We start from the raw sequence: 26,192 nt of genomic DNA on the forward strand, positions 1-26,192 counted from the left end.
AGAATGAAGAAGTTTGTGAACTTTAGATTTATTGTTACCCTTGTCCTGGCAGTATTTGCCAACGTGGTAACTTATGCACAGGACAATGTAATTGATGAGGTAGTTTGGGTAGTAGGTGACGAAGCTATTTTGAAATCAGATGTGGAAGAGGCACGCATGGATGCCCTGTATAATGGACGCAGATTTGAAGGCGATCCTTATTGTGTAATACCCGAAGAAATCGCTGTGCAGAAATTATTCCTGCATCAGGCAAAGCTGGACAGTATCGAAGTTTCCGAAGCGGAAATCATTCAGCGCGTAGATATGATGACCAATATGTATATTCAGCAGATTGGTTCTAAAGAGAAGATGGAGGAATACTTCAATAAGACTGCCACTCAAATTCGTGAAACGTTGCGCGAAAATGCCCGGGATGGATTGACGGTACAGAAAATGCAGCAGAAGCTGGTAGGAGAAATCAAGGTGACTCCGGCAGAAGTACGCCGCTATTTTAAAGATCTTCCTCAGGACAGCATCCCTTATATTCCCACTCAGGTAGAAGTGCAGATTATCACCCTGCAACCTAAAATTCCTATTGCGGAAATAGAAGACGTAAAGAGACGTTTACGTGATTATACGGATCGTGTGACAAAAGGGGAGATTGATTTCTCTACGCTGGCACGTCTGTATTCTGAAGATAAGGCTTCTGCTATCAAGGGTGGTGAACTTGATTTTATGGGACGTGGTATGCTTGACCCGGCTTATGCCAATGTAGCATTTAGTCTTCAAGACCCGAAGAAGGTTTCCAAGATTGTAGAATCGGAATTTGGTTATCATATTATTCAGCTGATCGAGAAGCGCGGTGACCGTGTGAATACCCGTCACATTCTGTTGCGCCCGAAAGTTTCTGAAAAGGAATTGACAGAGGCTTGTGCCCGTCTGGACTCTATCGGTGATGATATTCGTCAGAATAAGTTTACGTTTGATGATGCTGCTTCTGTGATTTCACAAGATAAAGATACTCGTAATAATCATGGTATTATGGTGAATACGAATGAGCGTACTGGCATCACTACTTCTAAATTCCAGATGCAGGATTTGCCGCAGGATGTTGCGAAAGTAGTGGATAAGATGAATGTGGGTGAAATATCCAAAGCCTTTACGATGATCAACGAGAAAGATGGAAAAGAAGTTTGTGCCATTGTAAAACTGAAAGCAAAGATCAACGGTCATAAAGCTACCATTGCGGAAGACTATCAGGATTTGAAGGAAATAGTGATGGATAAGCGTCGGGAAGAGATGTTGCAGAAATGGATTTTGAACAAACAGAAACATACGTATGTACGTATTGATCCGAACTGGCAGAAGTGTGACTTCAAGTATCCGGGTTGGGTAAGGAATGATTGATGTTTAAACAGCTTGACTTTATATGCTGAAACAAAACAAGAAAGATAAACAGCAAGACGGGCATAGATGGCTTCTTATAGGCTTTCTATGCCTGTTTGCCGTATGCCTTGTGGCGCAGGTGAAGCCCACCGGACAGAATAAAAAGACGGAGACCCCGGCTGCAAAACCTGAGGATGGAACAAAGCAAACTGCCAAAGGTACAAAGAAAGAACCGGAAAATAAAAAGACGAAAGTGTATTTGCTGCATGCAAACCAAGGACAGGCTGACAAGCTTGCCCGACCGGATGTTCAAGTGTTGATCGGAAATGTAAAGCTGCGTCATGACAGTATGTATATGTTTTGTGACAGTGCTTTGATTTACGAGAAAACCAATTCGGTAGAAGCATTCAGTAATGTACGTATGGAGCAGGGAGACACTCTGTTCATCTATGGTGATTATCTTTACTATGATGGAATGACGCAGATTGCGCAGATTCGTGAGAACGTAAAAATGATCAACCGGAACACGACACTGCTGACTGACAGTCTGAATTATGACCGTCTTTATGATCTCGGTTATTATTTTGAGGGAGGGACTTTGATGGATGAAGAGAATGTATTAACCTCAGACTGGGGAGAATACAGTCCGGCTACCAAACAATCGGTGTTCAATCATGATGTGAAATTGGTGAATCCTAAGTTTGTATTGACATCGGATACATTGAAATATAATACCTTCTCTAAGATTGCTACCATTCTCGGTCCTTCGAATATTGTGAGTGATAATAATCATATCTATTCAGAACGAGGCTTTTATAATACATTGAGTGAACAGGCAGAATTGTTGGATCGTTCTATTCTGACGAATGACGGAAAGAAGTTGATTGGTGACAGCTTGTTTTATGACCGGAAAGTGGGATATGGTGAAGCGTTCGATAATATACGAATGACAGATACCATCAATAAAAATATGCTGACGGGCAATTATTGTTTCTATAATGAATTGACCGATTCTGCTTTTGCCACTAAACGTGCCGTTGCTATTGACTATTCACAAGGTGACAGCCTCTTTATGCATGGAGATACGTTGCAGCTTGTTTCCTATAATCTGAATACGGACTCAGTATTCCGCCTGATGAAAGCTTATCATAAGGTCCGTATGTATCGTACTGATGTGCAAGGTGTTTGCGACTCACTGGTCTATAATTCAAAAGATTCTTGCCTGACCATGTATACGGACCCGATTCTTTGGAATGAAGGTCAGCAACTGCTCGGTGAGGAGATCAAGATTTATATGAATGACAGTACCATTAACTGGGCGCACATTATCAACCAGGCACTGACGGTAGAGATGAAAGATTCCATTCACTATAACCAGGTGTCCGGTAAAGAAATGAAAGCCTATTTCGAAAACGGTGATATGCGGCATATTGAAGTGATAGGTAATGTGATGACTGCTTTCTATCCGGAAGAAAAAGACAGTACAATGACCGGTTTTAATAACATGGAAGGAAGTGTACTTCATCTTTATCTGAAAGAAAAGAAGATGGAAAAGGGTATGTTTGTTGGTAAGTCCAACGGAACATTATATCCAATGGATCAGATACCTCCCGATAAGCTGAGGCTGTCTACATTTGCCTGGTTTGACTATGTCCGTCCTTTAAATAAAGAGGATATTTTCAATTGGAGAGGCAAGAAGGAAGGGGAGACACTGAAACCTACCACCGACCGGCGGCCAAAGACTGATAGGCGAAAGTTAATTAATATGGATTTTCCTGATTTGAAATAGCGTATGGGAATGTTTTTTAATTCGATGAGGAAACCTCGGGGCTTTAATCATCAATACATTTATGTGAACGAGCGGAAAGAGAAGCTCGATAAGATGGAGGAGAAAGCGAAGCGTGAATTGGGAATGCTTCCTGAGAAAGAGTTCAGTCCCGAAGATATTCGCGGTAAGTTTGTCGAAGGAACTACGCATCTGAAGCGCAGAAAGGCAAGCGGACGTAAACCTGTATCCTTTGGAATCATATTGATAATCATAGCTTTCCTTTTATATTTGTGGCATTATTTGGCGACGGGAAGCTGGTCATTTTAACTACTTAAGTAAACTATGAGCGATATTATTCATTTGTTGCCTGATTCGGTAGCTAATCAGATTGCTGCCGGTGAAGTGATACAACGTCCGGCATCTGTTATTAAAGAGCTAGTGGAAAATGCAATCGATGCAGATGCTCAAAATATACATGTACTCGTCACGGATGCTGGTAAGACCTGCATCCAGATTATAGACGATGGAAAAGGAATGTCCGAAACGGATGCACGACTTGCTTTCGAACGTCATGCGACTTCTAAAATTCGCGAGGCATCGGATTTGTTTGCTCTGCGTACGATGGGATTTCGTGGGGAAGCACTGGCTTCCATCGCAGCTGTGGCGCAGGTTGAATTGAAAACACGGCTGGAATCCGAAGAATTGGGAACCAGATTGGTGATTGCAGGTTCTAAAGTAGAAAGCCAGGAAGCTGTTTCCTGCTCAAAGGGAAGTAACTTTTCTGTGAAGAATTTATTCTTTAATGTGCCTGCCCGTCGTAAGTTCCTAAAAGCTAATTCAACAGAACTAAGTAATATTCTGGCTGAATTTGAACGCATTGCTCTGGTTCATCCTGAGGTATCCTTTTCACTTTACAGCAATGATTCCGAATTGTTCAATCTGCCTGTATCTCCTTTGCGGCAACGTATTCTTGCTATCTTTGGCAAGAAACTGAATCAACAGTTGTTGAATATCGAGGTGAATACTACGATGGTGAAAATCTCGGGCTACATAGCAAAGCCGGAAACGGCCCGTAAGAAAGGTGCACATCAATACTTCTTTGTCAACGGACGCTATATGCGCCATCCTTATTTTCATAGGGCAGTGATGGAAGCTTATGAACAGTTGATCCCTGTTGGCGAGCAAGTTTCCTATTTTATTTACTTTGAAGTAGACCCGGCTAATATTGATGTGAATATCCATCCTACAAAGACGGAAATCAAGTTTGAGAATGAACAGGCCATTTGGCAAATACTTTCGGCATCAGTAAAAGAGTCATTGGGTAAGTTCAGTGCCATTCCTTCCATTGATTTCGACACGGAAGACATGCCGGAGATTCCTGCATTTGAGCAGAATCTTCCTCCTGCACCTCCGAAAGTTAACTATAACTCAGATTTTAATCCGTTCAAAGTATCCTCCGGAGGAAGTGGCGGTGGGTCATATACTCGTCCGAAAGTGGAATGGGAAGGATTGTATGGTGGATTGACTAAGGCAAGTAAGATAAATGAACCTCAGCAAGAGCCGGAAATGGACTGGGAGAATTCTCCTTTCGAAGAAGAATCGGTGGTTGCTGAAGAGAAAACTATTTCGGCTGTATCTGCCGCTTCATCCACTTTTTCATCCGCTTCATCTACATTATATGCTAATGAGCCTGTGATTGAAAAGGGAAATCTGCATCTGCAGTTTAAAGGCCGCTTTATTCTGACTTCAGTGAAATCCGGATTGATGCTGATTGACCAGCATCGTGCGCATATCCGCGTACTTTTTGATCGCTATATGGTGCAGATAAAACAAAAGCAAGGCGTTTCACAGGGAGTGCTTTTTCCCGAAATATTGCAGTTGCCTGCTTCAGAAGCTGCTGTCTTGCAAGGAATCATGGATGATTTATCGGCAGTTGGTTTTGATTTGAGTGATTTGGGTGGCGGTAGCTATGCTATCAACGGTATTCCTTCGGGGATAGAAGGACTGAATCCGGTTGAGTTGGTACGGAATATGCTACATACAGCTATGGAAAAAGGAAATGATGTAAAGGAGGAGATCCAGCATATCTTAGCTTTAACATTGGCGCGTGCTGCAGCGATTGTATATGGTCAGGTGTTGAGTAATGAGGAAATGGTAAGTCTTGTAGACAGTCTTTTTGCCTGTCCTTCACCTAATTACACTCCGGATGGCAAAACAGTCTTGACTACAATAAAGGAAGAGGACATCGAAAAATTATTCAAATAAAACAAATAAAATCATCATTTTATAAAACCTTTTAGTTCAGTTCGTGTTATTTAAATAGTTCAACAAAGAAAAGATTATAATAACCACTTAACTATTAGGTATATGAAAAAGATTCTAATGTTGCTGGCTTTTGCCGGCGTTGCGTCTGCCGCTTCTGCGCAGCAAACCGTGACTGTAACTGAATACGAGGTTGTTCAGGTACAAGATAAATATCAGGTAATAACTAACCCATTCTGGAGTAACTGGTTCTTCTCAGTAGGAGGTGGTGCACAGGTATTATTTGGTAATAATGACCATATCGGAAAATTCAGAGACCGTATTGCCCCCACATTGAATGTATCAGTTGGTAAATGGGTAACACCCGGTTTTGGAGTGCGTATGCAATACAGTGGACTACAATCTAAAGGATTCACTACTAACGAATCTGCAAATTATGTAGTCGGTGGTCCGAGAGAAGATGGCTCTTACAAGCAGAGATGGGACTATATGAACTTGCATGGTGATTTGATGATCAACCTGAATGCGCTTTTCGGTGGATACAACCCGGATCGCGTATATGAAATTATCCCGTATATCGGTGCCGGCTGGGCTCATTCATATTCCAAACCTCATACCAATGCTGCTACTTTCAATGCAGGTATTATCAATCGTTTCCGTTTGTCAAATGCTGTTGATTTGAATCTTGAATTGAGTGCAACTGGTCTGGAAGGTAAGTTTGACGGTGAACATGGTGGTAAACCCGATTATGACGGTATTTTAGGTGCTACTCTCGGTGTAACTTATTACTTCCCGACCCGTGGATTCCAACGCCCTGTTCCACAGATTATCTCTGAACTGGAATTGAGACAGATGCGTGATCAGATGAATGCTATGGCAGCCGCTAATATGCAGTTGCAGCAACAGTTGGCTAATGCACAGCAACCTGTAGTGGAAGAAGCTGAAGAAGTTGTTGTAACAGATGCTAACATCGCACCGCGTACAGTATTCTTCAAGATTGGTTCAGACAAGTTGTCTCCACAAGAAGAAATGAACTTATCTTATCTTGCCAGCAAGATGAAAGAATTCCCGAACATGACATATACAATCAACGGATATGCAGACTCTGCAACCGGTACTCCGTCTATCAACCAGAAGTTGAGTATGGAACGTGCACAGGCTGTTAAAGACTTGTTGGTTAAGAAGTACGGCATCTCTGCAGACAGATTAACCGTTGCAGCAGGTGGTGGTGTCGATAAGTTCGGTCAACCGATTTTGAACCGTGTTGTATTGGTAGAATCAGCTCAGTAATACATTAGAGGACGGTCGCAGAGGCAGACCGTATCTATGAAAAATAAAGGCTTGGGGCTGTGTCAAAACTAAGGCACATCCCCTTCTTTTTTTAATATAAAATAGTCGTTCCTCTTTTTTGTCTATGCGACTATTTTTTCAGTAATTAGGTAATAAGGCTTAATATTCGTCGTATTTTGAGTCACACGTGGTCTGATAAAGATAAATATAGTGTGTGCACTCCTTCTCTTTCCTGCTTTTAGTAGTTTTGTACACATCTTTTTGATATTAAAAGCTATAGCAAAGAAGGCAAAGTCCATTGTAACCTTGTCTTCTCCCACATGCCGGAACCTTTTGTATGCCATGTTGTGTTTCATTTGTCCAAAAACTGCTTCCGGTTCTATACATCGCCTTCCCCTATGCCTGATGCCTTCTTCCGAGAGTAACCTTTCCCGTGCCTGCCGTTTGTATTGGTTTAACCGGTGGTTGACTTCTATCATACGGTTCCCCCGAGCTTTAAAGCAACTGCCACACAAAGGACACCCTTCACATCTTTGTGCTTTATATCGGGCACTTTCGGTGATGTATCCGCTTGCTGTTTTGTCACGTCTAGTTCCTATACGGTTCATGTGCTGCCCCATAGGACAAACGTAATAATCCTCCCCCGCATTGTAATGGAGACTCTCCGCATGGAATGGATTGGGGGTATAACGGGGACGCTGTTCTTTATGGAAGTAGTTGTACTTGACAAAGGCTTCTATCCCATTATCTTGCATGAACCGATAATTTTCTTCCGAGCCGTAACCGGAGTCTGCCACACCGACAGTTGGTAAGCGGTTATAGCGTTGCTCAAAGGAGTGGAAGAAAGGTATGAGGGTCAGTGTGTCGGTTGGGTTGGGAAACAGTCGGAAGTCTATGAGGAATTGGTTTTCGGTACCTATTTGCAGATTATATCCGGGTTTGGTCTGTCCGTTTCTCATGGCGTCTTCTTTCATGCGCATGAAGGTGGCATCAGGATCGGTCTTGGAGTAGGAGTTGCGTTCTCCAAGAGTATCAAGATGGTTGTCGTATTCTATCAACTTGTCACGGTACTCCTCAAGTTCCCGGACCTGTTTCTTCTTTTCCCGGATGACCTTCTTTTGTTCCTTGTCCTTTGTTACAGGCTGGTGTTCCAGCACCTCTTTAAGTTCATTCACTATATCTGAGAGCATGGCGGGAGTGAACTCTACGGGTGTATCTTTCATGGAGTTCTCTTGGGCTATGACTTCATCCACCTGCTCCAGGAGAATGCGGATCTTATCCATCAGCTTTGTACGGTTCTTTTCGACTGTCTTGCGCCAGACAAAAGTATATTTGTTGGCTTTGGACTCAATCTTGGTACCGTCGATATACTCTACGTCAAGGCTGATGAAACCTTTGTCGGCAAGGACAAGAACCAACTGCGTGAATACGGTATTTATTTCCTCTTTTACACGGTTTCGAAAACGGTTGATGGTAATAAAATCCGGATGTTCATTACCGGAAAGCCAGATATAATGAATATCACGTAGGAGAAGCTTCTCTATTTTGCGGCACGAATAGATATTGTTCATGTAGGCGTAGATAATCACCTTAAGCATCATTTTAGGATGATAAGGACAACGACCGGTTGCTTTATAAAGCTTCTTGAAATTGTCAAGATTGAGATTATCAACAACAGTATTAACTATGCGAACCGGATCGTTCGCTGCTATGTTTTCATCAATTCTTCCGGGAAAAAGAACTGTTTGGTTGGGAATGTAAGGACGAAAATGTAACTTTGCCATAACGAAAAACTTTATGCCTAAAGATACAAAAACTTTGGGTAATAACAAAGCCCGGGCTTGTGAAAGTCTGGGCTTTGTGCATAAAAAAAGGTTGTGCCAGCGTTTTGACACAACCTCAAGTTTTTTGTTTCTTTAAAACCTATCTTAAAATATGTGGAACATAATCTTTGAATGATTTGGATATCCTATAATTTTTTGCGAATATTGCATTCAAATGCATTGATCTTAGATATAAGTTTCTTACTTTTGAACACGGATTCTAAATTTATGATTGATAATATAAAATATAGATACGTTCTATTTTTGGTCTTTTTATTGCATATCTGGGTATGTAAAGGCAATATTATGGATACTGGTGTCTATGACTATGGACTGACGTTTCTGGCCCATTCTACTAATCAGGATCAACGAACTAATCTGGATCTTACGTCAACCGCTTCCCTGTCTTTCCCCGAAGAAGGCTTCTCTGTGGGGTTTGATATAAAGTTGCGGAATGAACTATATACTTATGGATATGTTGTTCGTGTGATAGCCGATGACTCTTCTTGTTTTGATTTTATTTCTTATCTGCTGTATTCTCGTTTCAATATGGTATTGACGGATAAAGACCGGGTTGTCAAGAATACGGAGATTGTAGACTCGGTAAAGATTGTAGCGGACAAGTGGATACATGTCGACCTTCTGTTTACCAGAGAAGGAATTCATATCGTAGCTGATGGTATTAAGGCGGAAATTGCGCATTCGCTGGACAGCTTTAAAGACATAAAGATCTATTTTGGTGGCAGTAAGCATCCTCGCTTTTTCTCAACGGATGTACCTCCGATGACAATACGTAACATCACTCTTGCCGACTCCCATGGAAAAGCTTTGTATCAGTGGGATTTGGCTGCTCATGATAAAGACGAGATCTTTGATAATATAAAAAACAGAAAAGCTTTCGTCCGTAATGGAGTTTGGGAAATCGACAAGCATACGAAGTGGGCGGCTATGTCATCCTTAATAGTCCAGGGGCCTAATCCACAGGTCGCTTATGATGATGCAGGCGGACGTTTTTTTATTGTAGGAGAGAGTCAGCTGTTTATTTATGATGTTAAGTCCAACCACATAGATTCTATCACCTATAAAGGACATTCTTTTATTGGAGCTTCTAGTCAGGTTATTTATGATGCGAAACGGAACAGGCTTTTATCTTATACACCCGATTTGAAGGACCTGAATATATATGATTTCAGTCGACAGTCGTGGACACTTGATACTTCTGTAGTGATCGATACCCGTCAGCATCATAATCGAATTATTAACAGGAAAAGAGATGAACTGATCGTTTTTGGCGGTTATGGTAATCATCGTTATAATTCGCAGTTAAACAGAATAAAATTGGAAAAGTCGGAGGGATGGACAACGACTTCACTGGATTCGTGTATATATCCCCGATATTTGAGTGCGATGGGGCAGGAAAGTGATGACGAACTGTTGATAATGGGTGGTTACGGTAATCAGTCCGGTAAGCAGGAAGAATCTCCCGGAAATTTCTATGATTTGTATCGGTTGGATTTACAGACTGGAAAGTGTAATAAGTTGTGGGAGTTTGTGAATGACAGAGAACATTTCACTTTCGGTAATTCGATGATTGTAGATACCCTGTCAAACAGTGTATATGCATTGACGTATAATAATGACCGCTATAATACATTAATCTATTTAAGTCGGTTTGATATACGGACGAAACAGCCGGTTCAAGAGGTGATGAGTGATTCCATTACCTATAATTTTTTGGATATCCATTCTTACTGCGATATGTTCCTGCATAAGGAAACTTCTTCTATCTATGCCGTAGTATTACAGGAGAAAGAGCCGGGTGAGTCTAAAGTTGAATTCTATAAACTGGCCTTTCCTCCCTTGTCTAAAGAAGATATTTTGCCTCATCAGACTACCGGAACTACACTACTTGTCCTTATTGCGGCAGGTGTGTTTGTATTCATCTGTTTACTGGGAGGAGCGCTCTGGTTATTGCGAAAGAAAAAGAAGGATACCGGTGTGATAGCCACTCTTGCTGACGAAAGCGAGGAAAATCCTGTAAAACTGGAAGTTAAAGAACGGAAATTCTCTTCTGTCTTGTTGTTGGGAGGATTTCAGGTATTTGATAAACAAGGATGTAATATCACGGGAGACTTTACCCCTACACTGAAACAGCTTTTCTTATTTCTGCTATTGAACTCTGTGAAGAATGAGAAAGGCACCACTTCCCAATGTCTTGATGAAACGTTCTGGTTTGATATGAGTAAGTCAAGCGCATCAAACAACAGAAATGTAAATATCAGGAAGCTAAGATTGATTATCGATAAGATCGGGGATATCAGTATCCTTAATAAGAATGGATATTGGTATCTACATTTAGGCAAAGAAATAATTTGTGACTATCAGGAAGTGATGAAGTTACTGAACCAGGTAAAAGCTAAAAATGCGATAACCGATAAGAAAGTAATCAATGAAATTATATCTTTGGCAAGCGCTGGTGCTTTGCTTCCCAATGTCAGTGCCGAATGGATTGATGAATATAAGTCGGCCTATTATGTATTGTTGACAGAGATCTTGCTTTCTATGGTCAATCATCCCGATATACAGGCAGATTCTAGACTTTTGTTGAGAATTTCAGATGTAATTCTGCTTGTGGATAATATAGATGAAGATGCGATACGTACAAAATGCAAGGTATTGTATCAGATGGGACAAAAAGGTTTGTCCAAGCAGTGCTTTGATAAGTTTTGTGTTGAGTATGAACGTTTGCTGAATGCAAAGCCTGATTTTTCTTACGATGATATTATAAATTCACTATAAATTAATCTTCTATTAATAATTTGCCGGTTGCTTCTTGTTTACCGATGCCGGGATATCTCCTTATTGGTATCGGAGTATGACTTCATAGATGCCGGAAGGGCGGTTCATCGGTGTCGGACAGAGACGATTGTACAGTGAACTGTTTGGGAGTGAATCATGCCATGACTACTTTTTTTAATAAAAATAGATGTTGATAATCAGTATCTTATATTAAAACATACAACTTATTTATTGCTGTTAATCTAAAATTAATATGGCATTAAGGGATGCTGTTCTATATTTGCTCTCAGAAATAGCGGAGGATTTCTCTCCTCTGTTTCATATAGTTTAAACGGATGGAATAGTAACCTTAATAAAATGATGATGGTATGAAAAGCAACACTTCTTAATTACTTTCGGATTTACTTCCCAGAGAAAGTTTTCTTGAAATGAAAACAGGTATGAATCAATTAATGCTAATCTAAAAAATATGAAAACAGGAAAGAGCAAAAAACATTTGCAAAGAGTTCTTTTATGGTTCCTTTATTGGGTAATAGGGAGCACCCTTTCTTTGGGTTCTGTTATGGCACAGGAGAATGTGAAAGTTTCCGGGCAGATAACGGACAATAAAGGGGAAGCCATTATAGGAGCCTCGGTGAAAGTTCTAAAAACGGGTTTGGGAACAATTTCTGATATGGATGGCAAATTTACAATTCAGGTTCCTATGGGAGCTGAACTGGAGATTGGATATGTCGGCTATAATCCGAAAAAAGTGAAAGTTGTGAATAAGAACTTCATAACGGTGGTTCTTGAAGAGAATGTAGTAGCGTTAGGCGATGTTGTGGTTGTCGGATATGGTATACAGAAAAAAGAAAGTCTGACAGGAGCCATTGGCAATCTGAAAGTAGACGATATCGTAAAAACGAAAGCACCTAGTTTGGCACAGGCTATCCAAGGAAAGGTAGCCGGTTTGCGTATCAGGCAGGAAAATGGAGAGCCGGGTAAGTTCAGTTCCAATATCAATGTTCGTGGATTTGGTACTCCGCTGTTTGTCATTGACGGAGTAGTGAGAGATGGTTCCAGCGAGTTCCAGCGGTTGAATCCGGAAGATATTGAAAGCATTTCTTTTCTGAAAGATGCTACTGCTGCTATCTATGGTATGAACTCGGCAAATGGAGCTGTCATCGTTACGACTAAAAAGGGAGCCACAGGAAAGCCACGCATTACATTAAATGCCAATGTCGGTGTGACTTCTCCGACCAATGTGCCGGAGATGGCGAATGCAGGACAGTATATGACGATGAGAAATGAAGCCGAAATCAATGCGGGCCGACCTGCTTATATCACCAAAGATGAACTGGTAAAATGGCAACAAGGAGTTCCCGGTTATGAGAGTGTTGACTTGTATGATGCAGTATTCAATAAACATGCCACCCAATTCCAGACCACCTTATCATTGGAAGGAGGAACTGATAAAGTGAGCTACTACGGTAGCTTCGGCTATGCAACCGACAACAGTTTGCTGAAAAATAATGCACTGACTTATGATAAATATACATTCCGTTCCAATGTCAGCCTGAAGATAACAAAGGATCTGACTGCCACCGTAAATCTCGGTGGACGATATGATACAACAAACCGTCCCTGGTTTCCTTTCTATGACATATTCAAGAGTACGCGGGTAAATCCGCCCACTACCTCTATTTATGCCAACGATAATCCGGACTACTACAATAACTTCTCTTATGTTCCTAATCCGGCAGCTATGATTGATGCAGATTATACCGGAAGTGCAAAAGAGAGAAATAAGAACCTCCAGACACAGTTTGCGTTGGAATACAGTATCCCTTATGTACAAGGGTTGAAGGTGAAGGGAACGTTTATCTATGATTATAATAACTATGGATACAAAGCTACCCGAAAAGGTTTCAAAACCTATACCTATGGAGAATATACCGGTGAGTATACGGCAGCGGACGCCAATTATCCGGCACTGATTCAGGACAATCGCAGAGAATCGGAACGGGTGGATCTGCAATTCCAGACAAATTATAACAGAACATTCGGCAATCACACGATTGGAGCTACGTATGTATTTGAAAGACGGGAAGAGAAAGCAAACTGGATGAACGGAGAACGTAAATTCGATTTCTTTACGATCGGGGAACTGGATAATGCCCGTGAATCCGACCAGAAAGTTTCCGGTTCTTCGGAACATCAGGCATATCTTTCCCATATCGGACGTCTGACGTACGATTACAAAGGAAAATATTTGGCAGAACTTGCATGCAGATACGATGGTTCTTATCGTTATGCTCCGGGCAGCCGATGGGCATTCTTTCCATCTGCTTCTGTAGGGTGGAGAATTTCGGAAGAGGGCTTTATTAAAAATAATTTCAAGTTTGTCGATAACCTGAAGATTCGTTTCTCAGCCGGTCGTTCGGGGCAAGATGCCGGTGATCCGTTTCAATATTTCTCCGGCTATTCATTAAATAGTGGTGGTTATGTATTCAGTCAGGGAAATTATACCAACGGCGTAGCATCTCCCGCGATGATTAATAAGAATCTGACCTGGATCAAAGTGAACATGTATAACTTCGGTATCGATTTCTCAATCTTTAACCGTTTGATAGCCGTAGAATTTGATATTTATCAGCGGGACCGGAGCGGATTGCTTGCCGACCGCTATGGTTCGTTGCCTAACACCTTCGGCTCTAAGTTACCACAAGAAAACCTGAACGGTGACCGTACCAGAGGTATTGAATTTACATTGACTCATACGAAGCAGATTGGTGATTTCTATTATAGCGTTTCCGGCAATTTCAACCTGGCGCGTACCCAAAGACGCTATGTAGAAAGCGGTCCCTATAAAAGTAGTATGGAAAGATGGAGAAACCAGGCATCTAACCGGTGGGGAGATTTCATTTGGGGATACCAGACTGACGGACGTTTCCAGAACTTTGATGAGATCAATACGTATCCGATTCAAAATGGAGATAACGGAAATTCTAAAGAACTTCCCGGAGATTTTATCCTGAAAGATGTGAATGGTGATGGAGTTGTCAACGACTTGGATAAAACACCCCTGTTCTGGTCCGGCAGTCCATTGATTCACTACGGTTTTAACTTAGAAGCTTCCTGGAAGAACTTCGATTTCTATGCTCTTTTCCAGGGTTCTGCTTTGTATACGGTACAGTTTGACGAGGTATATGCGAAGATGCTCTGCTTCAAAGGTGGTAATACTCCCGAGTATTTCTATGACCGCTGGCACCTTTCCGATCCATACGATTCAGACAGTGAATGGATTCCGGGTGAGTGGCCTGCCATCCGACTGGAACAGGACATGGGTTCATTCTACACAAGAGATTCACAAATCTGGCGCAAGAATGCTTCTTATATGAGATTGAAAACGATTGAAATAGGTTACACTTTCAGTCCGCGTCTGATGCATAAATTAGGTATTGGCAGCTTGAGAATCTATGCCAACGGAAACAACCTGTTTACTATCTGTGATCCATTTGTAAAAGCATTTGATCCGGAAAAGATTGAAGGAGATTATAGTGCCGGCTTGAATTATCCTCTGAATAAGAGCTTTAATTTTGGATTAACCTTGAACTTTTAAAGAAGATGATTATGAAAATATATAGTTATTTATTGTTGGGAGCTATGTTCCTGTTTACCGGATGTAGTGATATACTCGATATCGATCCTAAAAATAAGATTCCGGCGGATGAATTGTTCTCGACTCCGGAAGGGGTACAGGCACATATGGCCAACTTGTATGGGCGCCTGCCGATAGAAGACTTTACTTATTCGCCCAATAAGGGGTTTAATGTGGGAGTAGGTACGGATGTAAACAATGCCGGATTTATGGCTGCCCACTTCTGTGATGAGGCTATTCACCCGGAATACAATGACTTTGGCGAAGAATGGTTTGATTACTGGGAAGATGGGTACAAACTCATTCGGGATTTGAACAGCCTGTTGGTTACTATTCCTACATTAACGAGTATTACGGAGCAACAAAAGGATGAGATCAGTGCCGAAACTCATTTTTTGAGAGCATATACCTACTTTGCTTTGGCTAAGCGATATGGTGGTGTGCCTATCATCAAAACTCCGCAGGAGTACAATGGAAATATCGAGGAACTGCGTGTTCCCAGAAACACTGAGAAAGACACATGGGATTTTATTTTGAGCGAATGTGATCAGGCTGTCTTATCATTCGGTGATGCGAATGAAAATGATGTGTTGCGGGCCAACAAATGGGTAGCGCTGGCATTAAAATCTAGAGCCGCCCTTTATGCAGCTTCCGTGGCTAAGTTTACTCATCAACCTTATGTTTCCTTTTCCGGTCCGGCTGTTGACCAAAAACTGGTAGGGATTGAGGTTATCTCTGCCGATCATTATTATGACGAATGTATATCGGCCTCTCAAGAGATTATGAACAGCGGTAAATTCGGTCTGTATAAACCGTCTCCGGCTACTCCGGAAGAAGCTACACTCAATTATCAAAAACTGTTTGAGCAACCTTTCCAATGTCTGGATGGCTTGAAAGAACCTATCTTCATGAAGGCATATGCCGCTAACACGATTCTTGCACACAATTATGACGTATGGTTCAGCCCCCGTCAGATGATTCTTGACCCGAATTTGTATCCCGGGCGTATGAATCCGACATTGGACTTTGTTGATTCATTCGAGGATTATACTGATGACGGAAGTGGAACGGCAAAACCTATCAGTACACGTGTGGATGGCAATGAGAATGATTATAACGGGTTTAACCTATCCACTCAATATTTGTCTTTCCCGATGGATAAGCCCTATCAGGCGTTTGCCGGTCGTGATGCCCGTCTGAGTGCGATGGTATTATTTCCGGGACAGAACTTTGGAAGTACGAAAATCATTATTCAGGGTGGATTGGTGAAAGCGGATGGTTCCGGTTATCATTATAGAACACAGGCTTCGGAGAAAGGACAGAATGGGCTTGTTTATTATACGTACGGAGCTGAGAAGAATACGGAATATTCCGGTTTTGATCCGACCTTGGGACACTACACCCGTAGCGGATTCTTGTTTAAGAAGTTCTTGCAGATAGAAAGCCCGGTTGAGCAGGCATGGGGAAAAGGTACACAGCCATGGATTGATTTCCGCTATGGAGAAATCCTGCTGAACTATGCAGAAGCTGTATTGGAGAAGACGACTTCTACCTCTGTAGAAAAACTGGTAGCGCAAGATGCATTGAATGCCATTCGCAAGAGAGCGGCACACAAAGATGACATCGCTTTGACGCAGGTGAATGTCCGTAAAGAGCGTTTTATCGAACTTGCTTTTGAAAATAAGCGCAGATGGGATTTGGTACGTTGGAGAACCTTCCATAAGGAATTTGAGAACCGGGTACGAAAAGGACTTGTACCGTTTCTGGATTTGAGAACCAATCCGGCACATTATGTCTTTGTCCGTGTGAATCCGCTAGGTATCGAATCTAAGACATTTGATTATAGCTGGTATTATAAGAGCATTCCGGGTACAGGAGCTAACGGTTTGGTACAGAATCCTTAATTAGTATATTCTAAATATAGATAAGATATGAAAAAGCATCTATTATTATTAGTGGTTGTCGTAGTGAGCGGTATATTTTACTCTTGCGAAAAAGATAATCTTGAGGGACCTGACGCAATTTTTGCGGGAGAACTGAGAGACCGGAAAACCGGGGAACTGATTCCTCAGGAAGTGTCTGATGGCTCCCGTGTTTATTTCATTGAACAAGGATGGGGTGATAATCCTCCTGTTCAGAATATGGTAATCAAGAAAGACGGCACGTTTTATAACGGTATGATTTTTTCCGGTGATTATAAAATAATCATGAACCGGGGAAACTATGTTCCTCTGGATACGTTGGACATGAGGATAAAGCCAGGAAAGAATTATCAGATTTTTGAAGTGAATCCGTATCTGCGGATTATTGAGCCGGAGATATTTATTTCGGAAAGGAAAGTGGTTGCGAAGTTCAAGTTAGAGCAGGTGACCAGCAATGAAGTATATCGAATTTCCTTATTTGCACATTCTCATATTGATGTTTCCAATAAGCTGAATATTGTAAACCGGACTGAGGAACTGAATCGCTCTATTACTGATGGCGAATCTTTTGAACTCTCTATCAATCTGGATGATTACACTTCTACGCTGGTTCCGGGTAAGAGCTATTATTTCCGGATTGGCGCACAGTCTCATGGGAATGAAACCAAATATAATTATTCGGCATCTGTGAAGCTGGATATTTAGCATAAAACAATGAAGTCATGAAAAAGTATCTGATAATATTGCTTCTTGTTTCTTTCTTCCCTTCGGGGATGATGTCGGCAACTGCTTCCGGTCCGATTCGAATATTGGACTTGCGGGCACTGAATGACTGGAACCTGAAAGAGAAGGAGAGAGCGGAACAACTATGGGACATTATGCATACGACAGCCACTTTGCAGGGCATCGTGAATCGTATTACTCCGCAATTATACATTCGTTATGTGAAGAATGGGCAGGGAGAGAATGTCGATGATTATTGGTGGAACAAATACCGCAAAGCAGGACAATGGCTGGCAGGACGTGATACGATTGCTTATACGGAATTGACGGATGTCGTTACTGCATATCGCAAAGTGATACGTGGGGTTGTTGTGTATGATTCAAAAGTTGCATCTACCAGTAATATCGCTTCTTCCATAGCAGGAATTGAAGACTTGATAGCTGTTCGTTATGATATATCTCCTAACAGTCTTTATACCCGTTTGGTATTGCAAGGGCCGAAATTAGCCGTAAAATGCTGGTTGGTGAATAAAGACGGTTCTTCTCTCTTCACGGGAAGAGGTAAGATTGCCGGAACGGATAAACTTTCGACAGGCTCTTTGAAAATAGATCCTTATGTCTGGTTTATCGAGAAGTACCTGAAAAAAGGTTTGTGCAATACGGAATATGCAGCCTATTACATAGACCAGTTCTGGCGTACTGATCCGACCCGTACAGTGACGAATCACCATCAACTGACCAATCATGACTTTTTTGTGAGCAAGAAGGCATTCTTCTTTGACCTTTCTCCCTGGGGAGACGAATCGGCTACAGACGATCCGATCCAAAAGAAGGGGCTGGACCTGCAAATACTGAAGACTTTTTTGCAAGAGGCTTATAAGCAGAATAAGAGGGAGAAGTTCTGTTACATAGGAGGTTTCCCAAGCTGGATATATAAATACACGCAGCATGCCGGAGGTAAACATGAAGATGTAGCTACCGAGTGGGAATTTTCTCGTATTATCAGCGCTTACAATGCTTTCAAAGATGCGGATGCAATCGGATTGGGAGCATTGGCAAATGCATCCTTCTGGCAGCATTTCCCCTTACAGGACAGTTATCCTCAAAAGTGGGTGACGTATCAGGAGCTGATGGACAGGGGATATTTGAATAGGGATGGAACGATCAACTTTCAGGGACGCAATTTTATCCTGTTCTATGTGGGTGATTATGACTCTTCATCTTGGATTGCACAGACCACTCCTTTTCTGTGGGACGAACCCAGCCGGGGAACGGTACCTTTGATGTGGTCTGTCAGCCCGGTGTTGGCAGAACGTGTCCCGATGGTAATGCATAATTATCGTGTGACGGCTACTCCCAATGACTATTTTGCTGCTGCCGACAACGGTGCCGGATACCTGATGCCGGGTATGTTGCAGGAACCTCGACCGATATCCGGGCTGAAAAGCGGACTGGATGTGTGGGCGAAACACTGTAGCAAGTACTACCGGAAATGGGGACTGACGATTACCGGATTTGTCATTGATGGCGAAGCTCCGGGGCTGGATCAGGATGGGCTGGATTGTTATGCCTCTTTTAGTCCGAATGGGATTGTACCTCAGAAGATTCCCCTGACGCTTCTGCATAAAGACATGCCTGTAATCCGGGCGGATTATGATATTGTAGATCATGATTACCACAAAGCAACAGATGTCATAGAAGAAAGAGTGGGCAAGCGTCCGATTCCTTTCCACTGGTTCCGGGCAATATTGAAGTCACCCTCCTGGTATAAAGGTATTTGTGATGAGTTGAAGCAACGTCAAACAAATATTGAACTGTTGGATGCCCCTACGTTTTTCGAACTTTATCGTATTTATCTGAAGCAGAATCCGGATGCTGCTAAAGGAGTAATAACGATGAACTAATCAGATTAATGAATGATACACTCATACAAAAGAATGATGAATAGATTAAAGATAGAAACAACAATAAGTGCCTGTCTGTTGGCAATGATGTTTTTCTCGTGTACCACATCGGATAAAGTCCCTTCCAAAGACTTTGTTGATTATGTGAATCCCTACATTGGAAACATCAGCCATCTGCTGGTTCCCACTTATCCGACGGTACATCTGCCCAATTCGATGCTCAGAGTTTACCCGGAAAGGGGAGATTTTACATCAGACCGGATCAATGGACTTCCGGTAGTGGTGACCAGCCATCGGGGCAGTTCCGCTTTTAATCTCAGTCCGGTACAGGGCGATGTGTCCCGTCCGGTTGTGTCTTACTCTTACGATTTGGAGAAGATCACTCCTTACAGTTATTCTGTATATTTGGATGAAGATGATATACAGGTAGATTATGCTCCTTCTCATCAGGCGGGCATCTATCATATCAGTTTTCATACGGAAGGTGATAACGCTTTGGTCATAAATACAAGGAACGGGATGTTGGCTACTGAAGAAAACGGTGTCAGCGGTTATCAGATTATAGATAATACTCCCACCAAAATCTACCTTTATCTTGAAACCAGTCAGTCGCCGGTGAAAAAAGGAGTGCTGACGGAAGGAAAGGTTGATACGGAACGACAGGAAGGAAAGACAATTTCCTTGTTTTATGGTACTGAAAGTAAGTTGGATGTGCGTTATGGCATCTCTTTTATCAGTGCAGAACAGGCTAAGAAGAATTTGCAACGGGATATCACTACTTATGATGTGAAAGCTGTCGCTGACGCCGGACGTAAAATCTGGAACGAGACTTTGGGTAAGATTACGGTGGAAGGCGGTTCGGAAGATGAGAAAGAAATATTCTATACCTCTCTTTATCGTACCTACGAACGTATGATAAATATTTCCGAAGACGGAAAGTATTACAGTGCTTTTGACGGCAAAATCCATGAAGATGGTGGAACTCCTTTCTATACAGACGATTGGATTTGGGATACCTACCGGGCTACTCACCCGTTGCGTATATTGATAGAACCACAAAAAGAACTTGAAATGATACGTTCGTATATCCGGATGGCGGAACAGTCGGACAGAGGATGGATGCCTACTTTTCCAGAAGTGACCGGAGACAGCCATCGGATGAATGGCAACCATGCGGTGGCAGTGATTTGGGATGCTTATTGCAAAGGACTGGGCGACTTCGATCTGGAAGCAGCTTATGAAGCCTGCAAAGGAGCTATTACCGAGAAGACGCTGTTGCCTTGGCTGAGACTGCCTGTGACGGAACTGGATAAATTCTATCAGGAGAAAGGTTATTTTCCGGCATTAGGCGTGGATGAAAAAGAGACTTGCGCGGCTGTACATTCGTTCGAAAAGCGTCAGGCGATCTCGGTAATGTTGGGTAATTGCTATGATAGCTGGTGCCTGGCACAAATAGCTAAAGTGCTGAACAAGCCGGAAGAGTATAAGCGGTTTATGAAAATGTCCTATACTTATCGGAATGTTTATAATGCTGAGACCGGTTTTTTCCATCCTAAGAATAAAGACGGGCAGTTTATCGAACCGTTTGATTACCGTTACTCGGGCGGACAGGGTGCACGTGAGTATTATGGAGAAAATAATGGCTGGATATATCGTTGGGATGTGCAGCACAATCCTGCCGATCTGATTTCATTGATGGGTGGGAGGGAGAAGTTTATTGAAAGGCTGAACCAGACTTTTAACGAACCGTTGGGACGAAGCAAGTTTGACTTTTATCACCAACTTCCGGATCATACCGGTAATGTCGGGCAGTTTTCTATGGCAAACGAGCCTTGTCTGCATATTCCTTATCTGTACAACTATGCAGGTCAACCCTGGATGACGCAGAAGCGAATACGTGTATTGCTAAACCAGTGGTTCCGCAATGATTTGATGGGAGTCCCCGGTGATGAAGACGGAGGCGGAATGACAGCATTTGTCGTATTTTCGATGATGGGCTTTTATTCGGTGACGCCCGGTTCTCCTACTTACAATATCGGTAGTCCGGTGTTCAAATCCGTCAAACTGGATTTGGGAGGGGGACGTTTTTTCGAGATTATTGCCGAGAACTATGCACCGGATCATAAATATGTCCAGTCGGCTACTTTGAATGGAAAGGCTTGGAATAAGCCTTGGTTTGGTCAGTCGGACATTCAAGAGGGAGGTCGTCTGGTATTGCAGATGGGAGAGAAACCTGATAAATCTTGGGGAAGTGCTCCGGATGCCATGCCGCCTTCTTCCGAAGGTTTACCAGAATGAGGTCAGAATAATAATATTAAAATCTAAAATATAACACAATGAAAAAGATGATTGTACTCACCAGTCTATGGTCGTTTTTGTTTGTCTTTTCTCTTTCCATATTCGGTTGCAGTGACGACGATGAGGAATTTGGAACAATGATAAACAGAGGGAATGAAGTCCGTACTCCCCGTGTGGAGGAGATCAATGGAAAAGCAGTGGTCACCTGGATTGACCCATACATAACAGACATCAAAGAAGTGCAGGTAAAAGATTTGCAGACCAATGAGCAGCAGACAGTTGCCAAAGGGGTGCAAAGTGCGGAATTTGCAATTACGGACAACAGTTTGTTGTCTTATCGATATGAGATGAAGGTGGTCAGAGCATCGGGAGAAATCTCCGATGGAGTAACTGCCCGACTGGTAAAGAACTGGGCACAGCAACTGCACCCTCTGATGGATTACAACAGTGACGAAACACCTCAAAGCGGGATGTTCTTTAAGAACCAGCCTGTGACGAAAGTCAACGTATTCGATATTCGTGATGATGAAAACATCTCGAAACTGACAAGTGCGGTAATGCAAGGAGTAATTAATCAGGAACAAGCATTGACTTATCTGGTGTGGCAGCAGCAAGACCTAACTCAGTTGGAGGATGCCGAAGTGCAATATGAGATACAGCCATTGGAGAGTACTTCCCGCAATAGAGGTTTCTCTGCATTATATAATATGTATAAAGACCGTTTTACCTGTCTGGTCGTTTGGGATGAAAACCAGCCTTGGTCCTGGAGCATGGCACAGATGATTTCATCACAGGAAAAAGGGATTCCTGTAACGGAGACTATGAAGAAATTCATTGAAGATGAACTGGGTCTGGGAAATCTGGAGATCAAAGATATACGCAGTCAGTGGTCATCCAAGGCCGAGGCTTATGGCTGGGCAATCGCCCGCTTTGCCGGCAAGTGCCATCCGAAGCTGACTTTCTCCGGCGGATTAAGAAGTGACTACAAAGACAATCCGTGGAGAATGTATGACTATGTGGCTGCCTCCAGAGGTTTTGCTTTTTGGCTCGACGACTCTAACGGAGATGACAAGCAGATTATGGATAATATATTTAATAGTGGTTCTTACCCGGTAGGCTCTTCTGTCTTTGGATATGGAATGAATGCTAACGGTGATGAGTTGAACAAGATCACCAATATTCATAATGCCGGATTTGTGGTGAGTGACTATTATGCGAATGGTAGTTACTGGTGCAGTTTCCCGAGCAAAGCATTTAAGCAGCGCAGAGGAATTGCCGGTGAAGTGAAACCGGGCAAGATATACGTTGCTATCAGTCTGAGTGACGGTGATAACATCCAGTTTGATGCAAACTCCCTTTATCAGATATTCAAGGAAGGCAAACGCAGAGGAGAAGTTCCGGTAGGAGTCACCCTTGCGGCAGGTTTACAAGAATTGAATCCGAAATTGCTGGAGTTCTATTATAAGAATATGACTCCGAATGACGAACTGACGGCAGGCCCGTCCGGCTTCCAGTTTATCTACGGTGATTATTACGCACAGAGCGGCAAATATGCCGAATGGTTGGAAATGAACAGAAAGTGGCTGTCCACTGCCGGTTTCCACACAGCCCATCTTTGGAATACAGACGAACAGATGTACTTCGAACAATACATGAAAAGTAAGGCCGTAGACGCTGTAATGGATGGCTCGAATCGTACTCATACCACAGGTTCTTCTTATAAATTCGTAGATGGAGTGGTGCGTATCGACCAGGGAACAATGTGCCGCAACAACGGTGATGTGTACCGCGATCTGATGTCGGTTTCTCCCAGTCCACGGCGACCGTTGTTCAGACATGTCTATCTGCTGACAAACTATTACGGATTTGAAGGAAGCAAGGTCGTTATATACGAAAGGCTGATTAAAGAACTCGAACGGGTTGAACAAGATTGTCCCGATACATACGAATTTATGCTTCCGATGGACTTGGCTGCTTCCATCAAGAAGTATATTGAAGAAGGCGGTATTTATTAAAAGGTATTATAAACGAATCTAAAACAAGTGAGATATGAAAAATATATATAGTATCCGGCTACTGATCATTGCTTTCCTCTCCGCTTTTGCTATGAGTGTCTGCTACTCGTGTTCCGATGACGATGGAGAAGGAATAAAAGTATATGAATATCGCGAACAGATAGGAAAGAAAATAAAAGTACTGACTGACTTGCAAGCCGAATCTCAATTCGGGCTGCGTGAAGGTATGTATCCCGAAACAAGTAAGGTTATTTTGGAAAATGCAATTGCAAAACTGAAAGATTTTCTGCAGACGATGAAAGAAGGGGGAGTGGCAGAAATGCAAATCCCGGATGAGACAGCCAGGCTGTTGAAGGAGTCGGACGAAAAAATAGCCGAATTTAAAGCTACCATCCGAACAGAAGATTTATTAGTTCCGGCAGAATTGCAGGTTAACGGAAAGAATGGCGGTTACATTGATTTTGGTGTTCATCCGGAGTATTCCACTTTCGGTGAGGCTGGCAAACAGGCATTTACTGTTGAGTTCTGGGTGAAATTGAAAGACGTGGAAGGATTCTTCTATCTGATTTCCACCTTTACAGATGATGAAAGAAATGATCATGAACGGAAAGGTTGGTGTGTGAACAGCTATAATTATGGCGGTAATAATATGCGTATGACCTATGGAATGGGCTTTAATGACTTGATGGAACCTGCATTCGGGTTTACTACAGTCAATGAGTGGGTACACTTGGCAGTAGTAACGGATGAGACAGGAGTAGACGGTGAAACAAGTGGCGGAAGACCCATTATGACTAAAATGTACCTCAACGGAGAACTGAAACTTTCTACTACTTCTCATCAGGATGCATCTAAACCATATGCGGCCAATAGCAATAATGTTCCGATGGTTGCTTTCACGGGCATGAGTGCTACCGGCAGTCGTATTGAAGATAAGGGAGCCAATGGAAGCATGAAGCATCTGCATATCTGGAATGGAGCGAAGACACAGGATGAGATCCGTCAGTTGATGGAGTATCCGGAGAAGGTGACAGGAACAGAGAGCGATTTGGTATGCGGATGGTCCTTTGCGAAGATGGCACTTGATGATCAGGACATCAAGGATCTGACAGGAAAGTATACAGCCAGACTTGTCGGGGATTATAGTTGGATTGAATTAGAATGACACGAAACAGAAAATACTTGATAGATATGAAAAACAGATATTTATTTAACTGGGTAGCACTTGCCTTTATGCTAGTACAGGTGCTGGCATTCATCTCTTGTTCGGATGACGATGACAATAGCGGATGGCCGACAGATACGGACAAAACCGAAATCTTCATAGAACGGTTCACTACATTGGTTACCAACCTGACTTCATTGAGGGATGGAGCTACCTATGGAGAACTGAAAGACAATTATCCGGTATCCAGCAAAGCAATGCTGGATGAGGAGATTGCCTATCTGGAAGAAACGATTGCCAAACTGAAGGAAGGTGGCAAAAAGCTGGCGGATAGCGAAGCCGACCGCATCATCCGGGAGGCTTATCAGATAGAAAAGAACTTCAGAGCGACCAAGCGTGCCGAAGACTTCCTGCCGGTTTCCGCGGAACTGCTGATTAACGGAAAGAATGGTGGTTACATTGACTTTGGAGTACATCCGGAATATTCGGCTTTCGGCGAACAAGGAAAGCAGGCATTTACTGTCGAGTTTTGGGTGAAACTGACTGATTTGGACGACTATCTCAACAGCTTTGTCTTCTTGCTGTCTACTTTCACGGATGACGACACGAAGGATCATGAACGTAAGGGATGGGCGGTAAACAGTCATTTCGGCAGATTGCGTATGACGTATGGTATCAGCTACAGTGATTTGTTTGAGCCGGGCTTCTCTTTCAGTACACTCAATCAGTGGGTACATGTGGCGGTTGTAACCAATGAAAACGGTGTGGACGGAGAAATCAGAGATGGTATTCCGGTAATGACCAAGATATATGTAAATGGACAGCTTATGTTGTCGGAAAGAGGACGGGACGATCGCCTGCCATACACTCCTAATGATAAAGAAGTGGCGATGGTTGCCTTCACCGGGCTAAGTGCGACGGGCAGCCGTGTCGGAGAAAAGAGTACTAATGGATGCATGAGACATTTGCATATCTGGAAATCGGCAAAGACACAGGCAGACATACAACATCTGATGGACTCTCCGGAAGATGTTACGGGAAGCGAAGCTGACCTGGTGTGCGGATGGACATTTAATAAAACAGTTTCGGATAACAATAATATCGAAGACCTTACCGGTAAGTTCTCGGCTAAGTTGATCGGCGATTTTCAATGGGTAGAGAATAGATAATTGTTCTATTAATCCGGTAATTCCAAAGTCGGTGGATAGCTGACTTTGG

The 26,192-nt window shown here is 42.6% G+C and carries 15 protein-coding genes; 14 read left to right on the top strand and 1 reads right to left on the bottom strand.

What is annotated here, in order from left to right; genetic code table 11:
* Nucleotides 1-3: 3 nt before the first annotated feature.
* From K6V30_RS07705 to K6V30_RS07725, 5 genes are all read left to right on the top strand, one after another.
* Complete coding sequence (locus K6V30_RS07705) at nt 4-1,386, top strand: peptidylprolyl isomerase (protein ID WP_010536492.1); 1,383 nt, start codon at nt 4-6, stop codon at nt 1,384-1,386.
* 22 nt (nt 1,387-1,408) lie between these two features.
* Entirely contained in the window at nt 1,409-3,154 is a 1,746-nt protein-coding gene (locus tag K6V30_RS07710) for an OstA-like protein (protein WP_055271797.1), read from the top strand.
* A gap of 3 nt (nt 3,155-3,157) precedes the next feature.
* Nucleotides 3,158-3,460 (top strand): hypothetical protein, encoded by a 303-nt coding sequence (locus K6V30_RS07715; RefSeq protein ID WP_010536494.1) that lies wholly within the window; start codon nt 3,158-3,160, stop codon nt 3,458-3,460.
* 15 nt (nt 3,461-3,475) lie between these two features.
* Complete coding sequence (gene mutL, locus K6V30_RS07720; RefSeq protein WP_010536495.1) at nt 3,476-5,398, top strand: DNA mismatch repair endonuclease MutL; 1,923 nt, start codon at nt 3,476-3,478, stop codon at nt 5,396-5,398.
* Between the two features lie 102 nt (nt 5,399-5,500).
* Nucleotides 5,501-6,685 (top strand): OmpA family protein, encoded by a 1,185-nt coding sequence (locus K6V30_RS07725; protein ID WP_055271795.1) that lies wholly within the window; start codon nt 5,501-5,503, stop codon nt 6,683-6,685.
* Nucleotides 6,686-6,807: 122 nt separating this feature from the next.
* Here the strand turns inward: K6V30_RS07725 and K6V30_RS07730 are convergent, their stop codons facing one another.
* On the bottom strand, nt 6,808-8,469 hold the full coding sequence (locus tag K6V30_RS07730; RefSeq protein WP_008763902.1) for an IS1182-like element ISBthe2 family transposase: 1,662 nt from the start codon (nt 8,467-8,469) through the stop codon (nt 6,808-6,810).
* A 267-nt stretch (nt 8,470-8,736) separates the two neighbouring features.
* Between K6V30_RS07730 and K6V30_RS07735 the strand changes: the two genes are divergently transcribed.
* From K6V30_RS07735 to K6V30_RS07775, 9 genes are all read left to right on the top strand, one after another.
* Complete coding sequence (locus K6V30_RS07735) at nt 8,737-11,307, top strand: Kelch repeat-containing protein (protein ID WP_055271321.1); 2,571 nt, start codon at nt 8,737-8,739, stop codon at nt 11,305-11,307.
* Between the two features lie 469 nt (nt 11,308-11,776).
* The gene (locus tag K6V30_RS07740) at nt 11,777-14,908 is read left to right on the top strand and encodes a SusC/RagA family TonB-linked outer membrane protein (protein ID WP_055271314.1); all 3,132 of its coding nucleotides are present in this window, start codon (nt 11,777-11,779) and stop codon (nt 14,906-14,908) included.
* Nucleotides 14,909-14,919: 11 nt separating this feature from the next.
* Nucleotides 14,920-16,851 carry a RagB/SusD family nutrient uptake outer membrane protein gene (locus tag K6V30_RS07745; RefSeq protein ID WP_070613137.1) on the top strand — a complete coding sequence of 644 codons (1,932 nt, stop codon included), beginning with the start codon at nt 14,920-14,922 and terminating at the stop codon, nt 16,849-16,851.
* A gap of 27 nt (nt 16,852-16,878) precedes the next feature.
* Nucleotides 16,879-17,574 carry a DUF3823 domain-containing protein gene (locus K6V30_RS07750; RefSeq protein WP_055271312.1) on the top strand — a complete coding sequence of 232 codons (696 nt, stop codon included), beginning with the start codon at nt 16,879-16,881 and terminating at the stop codon, nt 17,572-17,574.
* A 17-nt stretch (nt 17,575-17,591) separates the two neighbouring features.
* Nucleotides 17,592-19,496: a GxGYxYP domain-containing protein gene (locus K6V30_RS07755; protein ID WP_055271310.1), complete on the top strand. Its 1,905-nt coding sequence runs from the start codon at nt 17,592-17,594 to the stop codon at nt 19,494-19,496.
* 36 nt (nt 19,497-19,532) lie between these two features.
* A complete protein-coding gene (locus K6V30_RS07760) occupies nt 19,533-21,794 on the top strand; it encodes a GH92 family glycosyl hydrolase (protein ID WP_055271318.1) in 2,262 nt (753 codons plus the stop codon).
* Between the two features lie 38 nt (nt 21,795-21,832).
* Nucleotides 21,833-23,809, top strand: a complete 1,977-nt coding sequence (locus tag K6V30_RS07765) for a GxGYxYP domain-containing protein (RefSeq protein WP_055271309.1) — start codon at nt 21,833-21,835, stop codon at nt 23,807-23,809.
* 34 nt (nt 23,810-23,843) lie between these two features.
* Nucleotides 23,844-24,974 carry a DUF4972 domain-containing protein gene (locus K6V30_RS07770; protein WP_055271306.1) on the top strand — a complete coding sequence of 377 codons (1,131 nt, stop codon included), beginning with the start codon at nt 23,844-23,846 and terminating at the stop codon, nt 24,972-24,974.
* Nucleotides 24,975-25,000: 26 nt separating this feature from the next.
* On the top strand, nt 25,001-26,143 hold the full coding sequence (locus K6V30_RS07775) for a DUF4972 domain-containing protein (RefSeq protein WP_055271304.1): 1,143 nt from the start codon (nt 25,001-25,003) through the stop codon (nt 26,141-26,143).
* The last annotated feature ends 49 nt before the right edge of the window (nt 26,144-26,192 follow it).

This window comes from Bacteroides faecis (assembly GCF_020091505.1).
Taxonomy (GTDB): Bacteria; Bacteroidota; Bacteroidia; order Bacteroidales; family Bacteroidaceae; genus Bacteroides; species Bacteroides faecis.

Coding starts and splice junctions, on each gene's coding strand:
- K6V30_RS07730 (WP_008763902.1), bottom strand. CDS start 8,469: ATGGCAAAGTTACATTTTCGTCCTTACATTCCCAACCAAACAGTTCTT.
- K6V30_RS07765 (WP_055271309.1), top strand. CDS start 21,833: ATGAAAAAGATGATTGTACTCACCAGTCTATGGTCGTTTTTGTTTGTC.
- K6V30_RS07705 (WP_010536492.1), top strand. CDS start 4: ATGAAGAAGTTTGTGAACTTTAGATTTATTGTTACCCTTGTCCTGGCA.
- K6V30_RS07735 (WP_055271321.1), top strand. CDS start 8,737: ATGATTGATAATATAAAATATAGATACGTTCTATTTTTGGTCTTTTTA.
- K6V30_RS07740 (WP_055271314.1), top strand. CDS start 11,777: ATGAAAACAGGAAAGAGCAAAAAACATTTGCAAAGAGTTCTTTTATGG.
- K6V30_RS07770 (WP_055271306.1), top strand. CDS start 23,844: ATGAAAAATATATATAGTATCCGGCTACTGATCATTGCTTTCCTCTCC.
- K6V30_RS07755 (WP_055271310.1), top strand. CDS start 17,592: ATGAAAAAGTATCTGATAATATTGCTTCTTGTTTCTTTCTTCCCTTCG.
- mutL (WP_010536495.1), top strand. CDS start 3,476: ATGAGCGATATTATTCATTTGTTGCCTGATTCGGTAGCTAATCAGATT.
- K6V30_RS07710 (WP_055271797.1), top strand. CDS start 1,409: ATGCTGAAACAAAACAAGAAAGATAAACAGCAAGACGGGCATAGATGG.
- K6V30_RS07745 (WP_070613137.1), top strand. CDS start 14,920: ATGAAAATATATAGTTATTTATTGTTGGGAGCTATGTTCCTGTTTACC.
- K6V30_RS07750 (WP_055271312.1), top strand. CDS start 16,879: ATGAAAAAGCATCTATTATTATTAGTGGTTGTCGTAGTGAGCGGTATA.
- K6V30_RS07715 (WP_010536494.1), top strand. CDS start 3,158: ATGGGAATGTTTTTTAATTCGATGAGGAAACCTCGGGGCTTTAATCAT.
- K6V30_RS07725 (WP_055271795.1), top strand. CDS start 5,501: ATGAAAAAGATTCTAATGTTGCTGGCTTTTGCCGGCGTTGCGTCTGCC.
- K6V30_RS07775 (WP_055271304.1), top strand. CDS start 25,001: ATGAAAAACAGATATTTATTTAACTGGGTAGCACTTGCCTTTATGCTA.
- K6V30_RS07760 (WP_055271318.1), top strand. CDS start 19,533: ATGAATAGATTAAAGATAGAAACAACAATAAGTGCCTGTCTGTTGGCA.